We start from the raw sequence: 13,052 nt of genomic DNA on the forward strand, positions 1-13,052 counted from the left end.
ATCGCTGGTTGATCTGACGATTCTGAAGCGCGCCTGGGCCTATGCGCGGGCCGATTTCATCGCGGTTGCGGCAACCATTCTAATCACGCTTGGTGTTGGGGTAGAGGCGGGGATTTCGGCGGGGGTTGCGCTTTCGGTGGGCTTGCATCTTTTGCGCAGTTCACGCCCACATGTGGCCGAGGTCGGGCTCGTGCCCGGCACCCAGCATTTTCGCAATATCCTGCGCCACCGGGTCATCACCGACCCCGCGCTATTGACGCTGCGGATCGACCAGAGCCTCTTTTTCGCCAATGCGCGGTTTCTGGAAGATCTGGTTTTTGACCGCCTGGCCGAAGATCGGGCGATCCGCGATGTGGTGCTGATGTGTTCGGCGGTAAACGAGATCGACCTCAGCGCGCTCGAAAGCCTCGAAGAGATCAACGCGCGGCTGTCGGAAACAGGCGTGGCGCTGCATCTGTCCGAGGTGAAGGGGCCGGTGATGGATCGCTTGCAGCGCACGCATTTTCTGTCGGCGCTGACAGGTCAGGTGTTTTTGGCCCAATGGGATGCGTGGCAAGCGCTGGCCGGGTCACGCGAGCGCGCGCCAATCGCTGTCTGAACGCGATCAGAGCGGTTTTTGCAGGAAATACCGGCTTCGGCCGCGCGGAAACTCGGGCAGTTTGCCAAACTCGGCATAGCCGGCGCGCTTGTAGGCCGCCAGCGCCACCGGGTTGAACGTGTCGATCCATGCGCCGTGGCAGCCGCGCGTGCGCGCCTCGGTCTCGGCAAGCGCCAGCATCCGCCCGGCCCACCTTTGGCCGCGCATCGACTCGGCAAGCCAAAGCCACTGCACATAAAGCCAGCCCCACGCGGTGTAGCCAGAGATGCCGCCCAGCACCTCGCCCTGAGATCCGCGCAGAATCACGGCAAGCGGCAGCCGCTCGAACGGGCCAGTGTCGGTGGCGTTAAAGGCGCGCAACCCTTCACCGATGGTGGCCAGATCGGCCTCATCAGGGCTTGATGTCAGTTCGAGAACCGGCGTCATTTGGCCCCCGCTGCGGCCATCGCGGCACCAAGTTGCCCCGCTGCGGCATCCAGTGCCGCCTCGGCTTGGGCACGCGAAAGCCCGCGCGCCAGCATCAGCGTGGCCAGCTTTATGCTGCCCTCCGCGGCGTCCAGCGCCACAAGCGCAGCCTCGGGCGAGCTGCCCGCCAGCTTCGCCACCATGCCTTGTGCGCGAATCCGCAGCTTGGCGTTGGTTGGCTTCATCTCGACCATCAAGCCTTTGTAAACAAAACCAAGTCGCACCATCAGCGCGGTGGAGAACGCGTTTAGCGCCACCTTCTGCGCGCTGCCTGCCTTCATCCGGGTCGAACCTGCGGGAAACTCGGCCCCCGTGGCCAACAGCACGGGAAGTTCGGCCACATCGGCAAGTGCCGCACCCGGATTGTTGAAAAACCCGATGGTCAGTGCGCCCGCCGCGCGCGCATGGCGCAGCCCGGCGCAGGTAAAGGGCGTGCCACCGCTGGCCGCGACCCCCAGCACCACATCGCTCGGCCCGACCGCCGCGGCATCTAGTGCCGAAATCGCATCGGCCTCGCTGTCTTCGGCACCTTCATGAGCGCGCAAAAAGGCACCGCTGCCGCCCGCCATCAGCACCAGCGTGCGTGCATCGGGCCAGTTGAAGGTGGGGCGCAATTCGACGCAATCCTGCGTGGCGATACGCCCCGAGGTGCCCGCGCCGACATAGACGAGCCGCCCGGTGCCCGTCCCCAGCCGCGCCGCAGCCAGATCGACCGCCTGCGCGATCGCCGCCGAAACCGCTTGCACCGCAGCGACGGCGGAAAACTGCGCCTCGATGATCGCGGTGGTCAGTTCGGCGGTGGGCCATTCGTCGATGCCCACATAACGTGGCGAGGCGGTTTCGGTAGATGTCATCGTGTCCTCGCTTTTGGTTCTGCCAGACGGCCCCCGGTCATCGGGGCCGGGGCGCCAGTGGTTGTGGGAAATGAAATTGGCAGATCGCGCGCAACGCGCTTTGCCAAAAGAGCGAAACATTCCGCCTCGATCGCATCGCCGCGCCAGCCGACCGCTTCGGCAGGCAGCGCCTCGATGCGCGCGCGTGTGGCCAGCGCTGCCATGATCGCCGGGTTGTGCCGCCCGCCGCCGCACACAATCAGCCGATTCGGACGTTGCGGTAAAAGATCAAGCGCACGGCCCACTGCGGCGGCAGTAAAGGCGGTCAGCGTAGCCGCCCCATCCGCCGGGTCGAGGCCCGATGCCATCGCGGCAGGAAAATCGAACCGGTCGAGCGACTTGGGGTAGGGGGCCGCAAACCACGGGTGGGTTAGCAGATCGGCCAGCCGCGCCTCATCGACCTTGCCGCTTTGCGCCAGCACGCCGCCACGGTCCATCTCGCCCAGACCCTGCGCCTTGACCCAATCGTTGATCGGCGCATTCGCGGGGCCGGTGTCAAAGGCAATCACGCCCTCGGCCCCATCCCACCAGGTCACATTGGCAACACCGCCGAGGTTCAGCACCGCAGTGCTCGGCCCTTGCCCCAGCCCGCGCAGCAGCGCCGCATGATAAATCGCGGAAAGTGGCGCGCCTTGCCCGCCTGCCGCAACATCGGCCGAGCGGAAGTCATAGGCCACCGGCACGCCCAGCAGATCGGCCATCAACTGCCCGTTGCCCAACTGCCGCGTCGCACCCTTGCGCCCCGATTGCGGCGCGCGGTGCAGCACGGTCTGGCCATGAAAGCCTACGATGCCAAGCTGCGCCAGCCCCGGCCCCTCATTTTCAACCAGATCGCGAACCGCTTCGGCCTGCGCGCGGGTCAGCGCCTCTTCGGCCTCGGCAAAGATCGCGGGATCGGGGCCTTGAAAGTTCCACTGGCGCGCTTCGGCCAGCGTCGCTTCCAGCAGATCACGCAAGCCGGGCGGGTAGGGTGCCAGCCTGTATGGCCCAAGTTCCGCTACGGTTTCGCCATCGGTTTTCAGCATCGCCACGTCGATGTTGCCATCGAGCACGGTTCCGGTCATCAGCCCTACGGCCCAGACGGGGTCCATATCAGTCTCCCTCACAGATCGCATCGCCCACTGCGCGGCGCAATGCTATGATTCCGCTATCAAAATGCCGGGTAGGATGGATGCGGTTGGTCAATAGCGCCCAAGCACGACCCGCGGCAAAATCAATCCAAAGCCCGGTGCCGGTAAACCCGGTATGACCGATGGTCGCGGCCGGGGCGGTGTCGCCGCCCGACCAACCGGGGTGGGCGCGCTGCCAGCCGTGCGTGCGGGTATCCGAAAGCGGGGCGCGCATCGCCGCGATCACACCGGCGCTGGCCCCGGTGCCATCAAGCAGTCCCTGCGCGTGGTCCAAAAGCGCATCAATCGGCGCAAAAAGCCCCGCGTGGCCAGCACCTTGCAGTGCCGAGGTATTGTCGTCATGCACCTCGCCCGAAAGCACGCGGCCGCGCCAAGTGCAATCTTCGGTGGCGGCGCTGGCCTCGGGGGCAGCAGACCAAGCAAGACCCGCGCCGGGCTCCATCGCGCGGATGGTTTTTCCGTAAAACCGTTCCAAAGCAAGGCCCAAGAGGATGAAGTTGACGTCCGAATATACCGGCGGCCCGGCCCGCCATTCGTTTTGCAGCACCCAGGCGCGCAACAGTTCCGGGTCGCGGCCAAGGGTGTAGATCGGCACCACCGCCGGAAATGGCGTGAGGTGGCCAAGGCACTGGCGAAAGGTGACGCGCCGTTCCCACGCCTCGGCATCATATTGGCGCAGGTCGGGCAATAGCTGGGTCAACGGCCCGTCAAGGTCGATGTGCCCGGCCTCGGCCAGCGCCAGAATCCGCGGCGTGGTGAACAAAACCTTGGTCAGCGAGGCAAGGTCGAACCACGTCTCGCGCGTCATCGGGCGGGTCAGCGGCACGGTTTGCGCCGAACCCTCTGCCAGCACCGCGCGGCCCCTGCCATCAACCACCCCAAGCACCGCACCGGGAATACGGTTTGCGGCAATCGCCGCCCGGACCGGGGCAAAAGCGCGCTCGATCAGGGGAAGAGGTGGCATGCAACCTCCTGCGGGGTGCCGTCGTGGCGCAGCAGTAGTGGGCGGACTTGCTTGCAGATGTCCATCGCCTTTGTGCAGCGGCTGTGAAAGGCGCAGCCCGCGGGCGGATGCGCGGGGTCGGGCACTTCGCCCTGCAACACGATGCGGGAACGGTGGTCCACGCCCAGCCGAGGAATCGATGACAGCAGCGCCTGTGTATAGGGGTGCTGCGGTGCCGACATGATCGCTTCGGTTGGGCCCATTTCGACGATCCGCCCCAGATACATCACCGCGATCCGGTCCGAGACGTGACGAATGACCGAAAGATCGTGGCTGATGAACAGGATGGCAAGCCCGAGCCTGCGGCGCAAGCTGGCGATCAGATTGATGATCTGGCTTTGGATAGAAACATCAAGCGCGCTCACAGCCTCGTCCGCGACGATCAGCGCGGGGTCAAGTGAAAGCGCGCGCGCAATGGCGATGCGCTGTCTCTGGCCGCCGGAAAACTCGTGCGGGTAAAGCGCCGCGGCCTCGGGCGGCAGGCCCACAAGCTCAAGCAGTTCCGTCACCCGCGCGCTGCGACTGGCGCTATCGCCTACGCGCTGCACGATCAGCGGCTCTGCCAGAATATGGCCGATCTTGTGGCGCGGGTTCAGCGCGCCGAACGGGTCTTGAAAGATGATCTGCATATCGCGCCGCAGCGCCTTCATCTCATGCTTCGAGGCCCGCGTGATGTCTTTGCCCCGAAACAGGATCTGCCCGCCCGTAGGCTCTGCCAGCCGCAGAATGCTGCGCCCCAGCGTAGATTTGCCACAGCCCGATTCGCCCACGACGCCAAGCACTTCGCCCGCATCGAGGGTAAGCGATACCTCGGACACCGCCTGCACCGTCGCGCCATGCGCGCCGGGGTAGGTCTTGCTCAGATCACGAGTTTCCAGAAGCGTCATACCGGGTTCCAGCAGCGGAAAAGGTGGGCATCACCGCCAAGCGGCGGCATTTCGGCGTGGCAGCGCGCGATGGCGGCTGAACAACGCGGAGCGAAGGCACAGCCGGGCGGGCGGTGCCCCGGCGGCGGCACGGTGCCTGCAATCGCCGGAAGTTCCGTTCCGGGCGGGTTCGAGGCGGGAATCGTGGCCAGAAGTGCTGCGGTGTAACGATGCCGCGGCTGGGTGAATAGCTCGTCAGAGCTCGCAACCTCTACAATGCGCCCGCCATACATCACCGCCACGCGGTCGCAATATTGCGACACAACACCCAGATCATGGGTAATCAACAGCACCGCCATGCCGCGCTTGCGCCGCAAATCGTCTAGCAGATCGAGGATTTGCGCCTGCACGGTTACATCAAGCGCGGTCGTCGGTTCATCGGCGATCAGCAGATCTGGCTCGCAGGCAAGCGCCATGGCGATCATCACCCGCTGGCGTTGGCCGCCCGAGATCTGGTGCGGGTAGCGGCGCACGGTGGTTTCAGGGGCAGGCATACCGACCAGTTCCAACAGCCGCTCTGCCTCGCGCCACGCCTCGGGGCCCGCCATGCCACGATGCAGACGCAGCGCCTCCGCAATCTGGTCGCCCACAGTAAAGACCGGGTTCAACGAGGTCATCGGCTCTTGAAAGATCATCGCGATATCGTCGCCGCGCAGACCTTCCATTTCGGTTTCCGAAAGGCTGAGAATGTCGCGCCCGCCAAAATGTATCGCACCGGCGCGAATGTGCATTGGCGGCGTGGCCAGCAGACGCATGAGCGCGAGCGCGGTTACCGATTTGCCGCAACCTGATTCGCCCACCAGCCCAAGCATTTCGCCCGCACCAATTGTCAGGGCAAGGTCTTCGACCACCGGGCGGTTGCCCGCGTCTATTTGTAGCCCGTCGATGACTAGCAGCGGCGTGTCAGTCAAGTAATGCTCCTGTTTTCGCTATGCGCGGCGGGGGCCGATTGGCGGTGAATGACGGGCAACCGAAGCAACCCCTTGTCAGACGATTTCTAATACCATAGCGTTCCCTATGTCTAGGGTGGTAACAAACTGGACTTATCACATAACTCGGCGCGTTCGGCCACGGCGGCAAGCCGAATGGGTGAAAGGCGCCTTACCAGGGTGGGAAAAACATGCTCAAGCAAAGGTTCGCTATTACGCTTCTGGCGACGACATTTCTGACAGGAGCCGCGTCTGCGGCGGTAATCGACGTGGCGATGGATACCTCGCCCGCAGGGCTCGACCCGCATCTGGTGACCGCGTTCAACTCGGTCATGATCGTGCAGGACAACGTCTATCAGGGCCTCACCGGCCTGACCGCCGACCTGAGCGTGGTTCCGTCGCTTGCCGATAGCTGGACGATCTCGGAAGATGGTCTGGTCTATACGTTCAAGCTGCATCCCGGCGTAACCTTCCACGACGGCAGCACCTTCGATGCCGAAGACGTGGCCGCCTCGATCCGTCGCGTGCAATCGCCCGATATCGCCTCGCCCATGTCCAGCCGCATCTCGCCCGTGGTCGGCGTCAAGGTTATCGATCCGCTGACGGTGGAGCTGACGCTCAATGCGCCCTTCGCGCCGCTGCTGGCATCGCTGTCCTACATCGCAATCGTGCCCGCCGAGGCCGAAACCAACAAAGAAGCGCTGCAACAGGTGCCGGTCGGCACTGGCCCGTTCAAGTTTGTCGAATGGCAGCCGAACAGCTTCATCAGCCTCGAGAAATTCGCGGATTACCGCGAAGCGGGCCTGCCAGTGCTTGACGGGATCAAGTTCAGCTTCGTGCCCGAAGCGGCAACCCGGCAAGTGGGGCTTGCAAGCGGCGAATACGACATTCTGCCCTCGATCGACCCGGCCACCGCGCTGCAACTGCAAGGCCAGCCCGGCATCACCGTGCACGAGACCCGCGATCTTGGCTACACGCTGGTCGGCATGAACGTAACCCGCGGCCCCTTGGGCGATCCGCGTGTGCGCGAAGCGGTGAACATGCTGCTTGACCGGCAGGAAATCATCGACGGCGCGCTGTTTGGCGCTGGCGTGCCCGGTGGCCCGCTGTCGCCCGCGCTGGTCGAATGGGCGCTGCCGACCTCTGATTACGCCTGCTACACCCCGAACGTCGAAGGCGCCAAGGCGCTGCTGGCCGAGGCGGGCATGACAGCACCGGTGAAGATCGTGATGAAGGTGCTGCCGCGGCAAGACACCCGCGACATCGCGCAAGTCGTGCAGCAGCAACTGGCGGCTGGCGGCTTTGAGGTAGAGCTCGTCAACCAAGAAATCGGGCAGTTCGTGCAAGACTGGCGCAATTCCGAGTTCGATATGTTCGTATCGGCCAACGGCGGCAGCCCGGACCCGGACCTCTATTTCTATCGCACCTTCTACTCGGGCGGTTCGACCAACGTTTTCAAATATGAAGACGCGGATCTGAACGCGCTGCTCGACAAGGGCCGTTCGGTGATCGATCAGGCAGAGCGCAAGGCGATCTATGACGATGCGCAGCGTAAACTCGCCTGCACTGGCCCGATCGCGCATATCGCCTATGGCGACCTTGCCACCGCGACCGGCGCGAAAGTGAACGGGTTCGAGATCAACCCGCTCGGTCGTCTGACCAGCCTCGTCACCGTTACTCTGTCCGAGTAACCGCATTCCCGGCGGGTGCCCCCTCCCGCGCCCGCCGGGAATCTGCCAGCAGGATAAGCCCCTTGAACACGCGCTTTCTTATCGGCCGCCTGATCGACCTCAGCTTTGTGCTGCTAGGGGTCTCGATCGTGGTTTTTCTGATGATCCGAATGATCCCCGGTGACGCAGTTGCGATCATGCTAGGGGCAAATACCGAAATCACGCCCGACCGAATTGCAGAGTTGCGCGACCGCTTGGGGCTCGATGACCCTTTGCTGGTGCAATACGGCAATTGGCTTTGGGGCGTGCTACACGGCGATCTTGGCACTTCGATCTGGACCGGAAGGCCGGTCTTGGGCGAAATCGCACTCGCCATCTGGCCGACGCTCGAACTGACGGCGCTATCGGTGCTGGTGGGTGCGGGGCTTTCGGTGCCAATCGGCGCTTTCATGGCGCAGGCCCGCGGCGGCGCGGCAGAGGTTACGGTGCGCATCGGCGCGATTGCCGGTTTGACCATTCCCTCTTTCTGGTTGGGCATCGTGTCGATCTTCGCGGTGGCCAAGCTTTTGCCCGGCGTTTCCGCATTGGGTTATGTGCCGTTTTCCGAAAACCCGGTTGGCAATCTGCAACGCATGGTGCTGCCGGTCATCGCGCTAAGCTTGCCGATGCTGGCCAACCTCTCGCGCCTCGTGCGCTCGGCCATGCTTGACGCGCTGGGGCAAGACTATGTGCGCACCGCGCGGGCAAAAGGGGCAAGCCGACGCCGCGTCGTCTATCGCCATGCGCTGCGCAACGCGCTGATTCCGTTCATCACTTCGGTCGGCGTATCGGTCGGCTATCTGTTGGGCGGCGCAATTGTGGTGGAACAGGTGTTTGCCATCCCCGGTCTGGGGCGGCTTGTGCTGGGTGCCATCTCGGAACGCAACTACCCGCTGGTGCAGGCGACCATTCTGGTCATTACCGCGACCTTCGTCTTGGTCAATTTTGCGGTCGATCTGCTTTACGCGGCCATCGACCCGAGGGTGCGCAATTGATGCGTAGGCTATTGAAAAACAAACTGCTGACATTCGCGGCAGTATTCGTGGTGGTGCAAGTGGTGCTGGCACTGGCCGCACCTTGGCTCGGCTTTCAGGATCCGTTCAAGCAGATCATGGTGCAGCGCATCAAACCGCCGAACGCGTTGAACCTGCTTGGCACCGACCAGTTGGGGCGCGATGTGCTTTCACGCATCATCTGGGGCGCGCGCACATCGCTTTTCACCACCTCGACGGCGGTGGGGCTTGCGTTGATCGCGGGGGGCAGCATCGGCATGGCCGCGGCTTTTTACCGGGGCTGGTTCGACCGTATCGTGATGCGGCTGATGGACGTGCTGTTTGCCTTTCCGATTCTGCTTTTGGCGATCGGCGTGATCGCCGTGCTTGGGCCAAACGCTTGGAGCGCCGCCATCGCCATTGCCATCGTCTATACGCCAATCTTCGCGCGGCTGTTGCGCGGGCCTGCGCTGGTGCTTTGCGAGGCGGAATATGTGTTGGGCGCGCGTGCGGTTGGCGCGTCTGACATACGCATCATCTTCAGCCATATTCTGCCCAACCTAGTTTCGGTGATATTGGTGCAAACCTCGATCCTGCTTTCAGCGGCAATTCTGGTTGAAGCGTCGCTGTCGTTTCTGGGGCTTGGCGCGCAACCGCCGACGCCTTCGCTGGGGCTGATGCTGTCGGAGGGGCGCAATTTTCTGCTGCTGTCGCCGTGGCCTGCGGTGTTTGCAGGCATTGCGATCTTGCTTTTGTCCTTCGGCTTCAACCTCTTGGGCGATGCGCTGCGCGACACGCTTGATCCGCGCCTGCGTGATGCAGAAGGGGCTCGGCGATGAACCAGCCCGCCGCAGATGCAGTTGCCGAACCATCCCTGCTTGAGGCGCTTGCGGCGCGGATGCAAGGTTCGGGCGACCAACCGCTTTATCTGCGCCTTGCGACTGCACTGCGCGGGCTGATCGAAGCGGGCGATCTGCGCGGCGGCGATGCGATGCCGTCCGAACGTGACCTTGTGCGCGCCACAAACTTTTCGCGCGTGACTGTGCGCAAAGCAGTAGACGAGCTTTGCCGCGAAGGGCTGGTGGCGCGCAGGCATGGCGCTGGCTCTTTCGTCACGCGCCAGATCGACCAGCCGCTTTCGGTTCTGGTGGGCTTTAGCGAAGATATGAAGCGGCGCGGGGCCAAGGTTTCCTCGCGGGTGCTGCAAAAGCAGATTTGTGCGCCTGACCCCTCGGATATGCTCAAACTCGGGCTTTCGCCCGCCGATCAGGTCTTTCGCCTTGCCCGCGTACGCTTGTCTGATGGCGAGCCGCTGGCCATCGAAAATGCAATAGTGCCTGCCTATGCAATTGATCCCACCACTTTGGGAGAGTCGCTATACGAGGCGTTGCGCGCATCGGGGCATATGCCTGCACGCGCGCTTCAGCGCCTGCGCGCCGCGGTGGCCAATGCCGATGAAGCGCGGCTCTTGGGGGTGGCGCTCGGCAGCCCGATCCTGCATATCGAAAGGCGCGCGTTTCTCGCAAACGGGCGACCGATCGAGATTACCACCTCGTCCTATCGCGGCGACCGCTATGACTTCATCGCCGAACTTACACTGCAACCCTGATCCCGGAGGCTTTTTGCCATGTCCAGATCCCTGATGCTGGCTGAGGCCGGGCAATCGCCACAAGTGGTGGCCGAACTGCTGAAGCGCGAAGCGCCTGCGTTCGAAGCACTAGCGCGCGCGGTGCGCGGGCGCGATCTGCGGCTGGTTTCAACCGCGGCGCGCGGGTCATCCGACCACGCGGCGACCGTTTTCAAATACCTGATGGAGCTGGAAACCGGCCTGCCTGTGGTTTCGATCGGCCCATCGATCGCCTCGGTCTATGGCCGCCCGCTGCGTCTGGAAGGTGCGATGCATGTGACCATTTCGCAATCGGGTGCCAGCCCTGACATCGTGGCGCTACAGGCCGCGGCCAAGGCGGGCGGCGCGCTGACGGTTGCGGTTGTGAACGTGGTGCAAAGCCCGGTCGCGGCGGCCGCCGATATCGTGATCGGCCTTGGCGCGGGCGAAGAGCGCAGCGTTGCTGCGACGAAAAGCTTCGTCTCCTCGGTCGCGGCACTGGCCGCGATTGCGTCGGCGGTGGGAGGGGGCAAGGCGCTTTCGGCGGGCCTTGAACGCCTGCCAGAGGCCTTGACGGCAACCGAAGATTTGCCGTTCGGCCCCGCACTTGATGTGCTGTCGGGGGCAAGCTCGTTGTTCGTTGCCGGGCGCGGGCCGGGCTATGGCATAGCACTTGAGGCGGCGCTGAAGGCCAAAGAGGTTGCGGCCCTGCATGCCGAGGCATTTTCGCTGGCCGAATTGCAGCACGGACCTATGCGCCTTGTCGGCCCCGGTTTTCCGGTTGTTGCCTTTTTGCCTGACGATGCTGGGCTTGTGGGCAACCGGCAGGTGCTGGCGCGGCTTGGCACCATGGGCGCGCGCTGTCTGGCGCTTGGCTCGCGCCCCGAGCCGGGCGAGGTTGCACTGCCCACCACCGGCTGCGGCCTGATCGACCCGCTGGTGGCCCTGCTGCACTATTATCGCCTGATCGAGGCGGTTTCGCGCGCACGCGGGTTCGACCCCGACCGTCCGCCCAACCTTGCCAAGGTCACGGAGACGCTCTGATGGCGCTGCTGGCTTTGACAGGGGCGCGGATCTTTGACGGCGCGCGGTTTTACGCGCGCGCGGCGTTGTTGCTGGATGGTGCGCAGGTTGCGGGCATCGTGCCCATGTCGGCGCTGCCCGAAGGGGCCAAGCAGTGGCGGCTGGCCGGAGGCGTGCTCGCCCCCGGTTTCATAGACGTGCAGGTAAATGGTGGTGGCGGTGTGCTGCTTAACGACGCGCCCACCGCCGAGACGATGCTGCGGATTGCCGAGGCACATTCCGCCTATGGCACCACAAGCCTTTTGCCGACGCTGATTTCCGACAAGCCGGGTGTCGCCAGTGCCGCGATTGCGGCGGCCAAGCAGGCGGTGGCAGCCGGGCAGGGGGTCGCCGGGTTGCATCTGGAGGGCCCGCATCTGGCGGTTGCGCGCAAGGGCACGCATCTTGCGGCCCATCTACGCCCGATGACCGAAGCCGACGCCAACGAGCTTGCCAACGCAGCGGCAGAATTGCCGCTGCTGGTGCTGACGGTCGCAGCCGAACAGGTCAGCACCGCGCAAGTAGCGCAGTTGGTGGCGGCGGGGGCGATTGTCTGCCTTGGCCATACCGACTGTGATGAGGCCACGGCCCGCGCCTATTTCGAGGCGGGCGCACGAGGCGTCACCCATCTTTTCAACGCGATGAGCGGGCTTGGCCACCGCGCGCCGGGGCTGGTGGGTGCCGCGCTTGATGATGGCCGCATCTGGGGCGGAATTATCGCGGATGCTGCGCATGTGGCCCCCACGGCACTGCGGGTGGCGCTGCGCGCCAAACTTGGCCCCGGAAAGCTGTTTCTGGTAACCGACGCGATGTCGCTGGTAGGTGCCTCGCAAGACAGCCTGACGCTTGATGGGCGCAAGATCAGCCGCGCGGTAACAGACGGTATTTCGCGCCTGACGCTGGCCGATGGAACGCTTGCGGGGTCAGACCTCGACATGGCCTCGGCGGTGCGGTTTGCCGCAAAAACACTGGTGGGCGGCAAGGCCGAGGCGCTGCGCATGGCATCGGCCTACCCGGCGGCGTTTCTGGGCCTGACGGACCGTGGCCAGTTTGGCGCGGGCGCGCGCGCCGATCTGGTGCATCTTGATGCAGGATTGCAGGTGCAATCCGTCTGGCGCGACGGCGCGCGGTTGCCCGGGGCGGCGCAGACCAACGCTTGACAGAAATCATGGCCTCTAGGCCGCGCGGCGCATAAAATGCCTGCGCGCCTCCGGCTTCGGGGCGATGACGCCCCGGGGCGCGGCGGTGGCAACCCTATCGGAAGGGAGGCCCACGATATGACCAATGAAAAGGCCAAGCGTGACAAGGGGCCCGGAATGGCTCCGCTGGCGGATCCTGCGCACATTGGCGATATGGCAAAGGGCATGATGCGCGCGCAAGCACGGATCATGGACGCGGTGCTGCGCCAAAGCATCGAATCGATCGATTTCCTGAAAACCCGGTATGAAAAAGACCGCGCGCTTTACGCAGCATTGGCGCAAGCTGAAGACAGCCAGCAAATCTCGGCCATCTGGTCAGAGTTTCTGGCAGGTGCGACATCGGACTACAGCGCCGAGGCGGGTAAGCTGAGCGCACTTGCCGCGGTGACAACTGAAGAGATCGTCGAAGGCATCGACGACGAAATCAAGGTGGCTACCGGCGGCACACCACGCAAACGCAAGCCATAAGGCGTAAGCAGGAGGCAGGAATGAAGGCGGAAACGGGCAGAATCGCGCGCCGCCGCCGTAGCGTGTCGCAAA

Annotated in this window: 14 protein-coding genes; 8 read left to right on the forward strand and 6 right to left on the reverse strand. The window is 64.2% G+C overall.

Annotation, left to right across the window (positions count from 1 at the left end):
- Nucleotides 1-598: STAS domain-containing protein (locus tag ABY403_RS06615; protein ID WP_372839967.1), on the forward strand; the 598-nt coding region annotated here is incomplete at its 5' end.
- Nucleotides 599-604: 6 nt separating this feature from the next.
- Here ABY403_RS06615 and ABY403_RS06620 read toward each other — a convergent pair.
- Genes ABY403_RS06620 through ABY403_RS06645 form a run of 6 tightly spaced genes read right to left on the reverse strand, consistent with a single transcriptional unit; the run spans nt 605 to nt 5,926 of the window.
- On the reverse strand, nt 605-1,024 hold the full coding sequence (locus ABY403_RS06620; RefSeq protein ID WP_372839968.1) for a GNAT family N-acetyltransferase: 420 nt from the start codon (nt 1,022-1,024) through the stop codon (nt 605-607).
- Nucleotides 1,021-1,917 carry an N-acetylmuramic acid 6-phosphate etherase gene (locus ABY403_RS06625; RefSeq protein ID WP_372839969.1) on the reverse strand — a complete coding sequence of 299 codons (897 nt, stop codon included), beginning with the start codon at nt 1,915-1,917 and terminating at the stop codon, nt 1,021-1,023. Before ABY403_RS06625 ends, ABY403_RS06620 begins: the two co-directional genes overlap by 4 nt.
- The gene (locus ABY403_RS06630) at nt 1,914-3,047 is read right to left on the reverse strand and encodes an anhydro-N-acetylmuramic acid kinase (RefSeq protein ID WP_372839970.1); all 1,134 of its coding nucleotides are present in this window, start codon (nt 3,045-3,047) and stop codon (nt 1,914-1,916) included. Before ABY403_RS06630 ends, ABY403_RS06625 begins: the two co-directional genes overlap by 4 nt.
- 1 nt (nt 3,048) lies before the next feature.
- Nucleotides 3,049-4,050 (reverse strand): serine hydrolase domain-containing protein, encoded by a 1,002-nt coding sequence (locus ABY403_RS06635; RefSeq protein ID WP_372839971.1) that lies wholly within the window; start codon nt 4,048-4,050, stop codon nt 3,049-3,051.
- A complete protein-coding gene (locus tag ABY403_RS06640; protein ID WP_372839972.1) occupies nt 4,032-4,976 on the reverse strand; it encodes an ABC transporter ATP-binding protein in 945 nt (314 codons plus the stop codon). Before ABY403_RS06640 ends, ABY403_RS06635 begins: the two co-directional genes overlap by 19 nt.
- Nucleotides 4,973-5,926, reverse strand: a complete 954-nt coding sequence (locus ABY403_RS06645) for an ABC transporter ATP-binding protein (protein WP_372839973.1) — start codon at nt 5,924-5,926, stop codon at nt 4,973-4,975. The genes ABY403_RS06640 and ABY403_RS06645 overlap by 4 nt, the downstream gene beginning before the upstream one ends.
- A gap of 209 nt (nt 5,927-6,135) precedes the next feature.
- Between ABY403_RS06645 and ABY403_RS06650 the strand changes: the two genes are divergently transcribed.
- The 7 genes from ABY403_RS06650 to ABY403_RS06680 all read left to right on the forward strand — a co-directional run bounded on the left by ABY403_RS06650 (nt 6,136) and on the right by ABY403_RS06680 (nt 12,980).
- A complete protein-coding gene (locus ABY403_RS06650) occupies nt 6,136-7,635 on the forward strand; it encodes an ABC transporter substrate-binding protein (RefSeq protein ID WP_372839974.1) in 1,500 nt (499 codons plus the stop codon).
- A 62-nt stretch (nt 7,636-7,697) separates the two neighbouring features.
- A complete protein-coding gene (locus ABY403_RS06655; RefSeq protein WP_372839975.1) occupies nt 7,698-8,648 on the forward strand; it encodes an ABC transporter permease in 951 nt (316 codons plus the stop codon).
- Nucleotides 8,649-8,659: 11 nt separating this feature from the next.
- Nucleotides 8,660-9,484 (forward strand): ABC transporter permease, encoded by an 825-nt coding sequence (locus ABY403_RS06660; RefSeq protein ID WP_372839977.1) that lies wholly within the window; start codon nt 8,660-8,662, stop codon nt 9,482-9,484.
- On the forward strand, nt 9,481-10,254 hold the full coding sequence (locus tag ABY403_RS06665; protein WP_372839978.1) for a GntR family transcriptional regulator: 774 nt from the start codon (nt 9,481-9,483) through the stop codon (nt 10,252-10,254). The genes ABY403_RS06660 and ABY403_RS06665 overlap by 4 nt, the downstream gene beginning before the upstream one ends.
- Before the next feature lie 18 nt (nt 10,255-10,272).
- The gene (locus ABY403_RS06670; protein ID WP_372839979.1) at nt 10,273-11,295 is read left to right on the forward strand and encodes an SIS domain-containing protein; all 1,023 of its coding nucleotides are present in this window, start codon (nt 10,273-10,275) and stop codon (nt 11,293-11,295) included.
- Nucleotides 11,295-12,473 (forward strand): N-acetylglucosamine-6-phosphate deacetylase, encoded by a 1,179-nt coding sequence (gene nagA / locus ABY403_RS06675; protein ID WP_372839980.1) that lies wholly within the window; start codon nt 11,295-11,297, stop codon nt 12,471-12,473. Before ABY403_RS06670 ends, nagA begins: the two co-directional genes overlap by 1 nt.
- A 117-nt stretch (nt 12,474-12,590) precedes the next feature.
- On the forward strand, nt 12,591-12,980 hold the full coding sequence (locus ABY403_RS06680) for a hypothetical protein (protein ID WP_372839981.1): 390 nt from the start codon (nt 12,591-12,593) through the stop codon (nt 12,978-12,980).
- Nucleotides 12,981-13,052: the final 72 nt, after the last annotated feature.

The organism is Phaeovulum sp., assembly GCF_041596715.1.
In the GTDB taxonomy this organism is placed as follows: Bacteria; Pseudomonadota; Alphaproteobacteria; order Rhodobacterales; family Rhodobacteraceae; genus UBA6213.

Coding starts and splice junctions, on each gene's coding strand:
- ABY403_RS06620 (WP_372839968.1), bottom strand. CDS start 1,024: ATGACGCCGGTTCTCGAACTGACATCAAGCCCTGATGAGGCCGATCTG.
- ABY403_RS06625 (WP_372839969.1), bottom strand. CDS start 1,917: ATGACATCTACCGAAACCGCCTCGCCACGTTATGTGGGCATCGACGAA.
- ABY403_RS06630 (WP_372839970.1), bottom strand. CDS start 3,047: ATGGACCCCGTCTGGGCCGTAGGGCTGATGACCGGAACCGTGCTCGAT.
- ABY403_RS06635 (WP_372839971.1), bottom strand. CDS start 4,050: ATGCCACCTCTTCCCCTGATCGAGCGCGCTTTTGCCCCGGTCCGGGCG.
- ABY403_RS06640 (WP_372839972.1), bottom strand. CDS start 4,976: ATGACGCTTCTGGAAACTCGTGATCTGAGCAAGACCTACCCCGGCGCG.
- ABY403_RS06650 (WP_372839974.1), top strand. CDS start 6,136: ATGCTCAAGCAAAGGTTCGCTATTACGCTTCTGGCGACGACATTTCTG.
- ABY403_RS06665 (WP_372839978.1), top strand. CDS start 9,481: ATGAACCAGCCCGCCGCAGATGCAGTTGCCGAACCATCCCTGCTTGAG.
- ABY403_RS06670 (WP_372839979.1), top strand. CDS start 10,273: ATGTCCAGATCCCTGATGCTGGCTGAGGCCGGGCAATCGCCACAAGTG.
- nagA (WP_372839980.1), top strand. CDS start 11,295: ATGGCGCTGCTGGCTTTGACAGGGGCGCGGATCTTTGACGGCGCGCGG.
- ABY403_RS06680 (WP_372839981.1), top strand. CDS start 12,591: ATGACCAATGAAAAGGCCAAGCGTGACAAGGGGCCCGGAATGGCTCCG.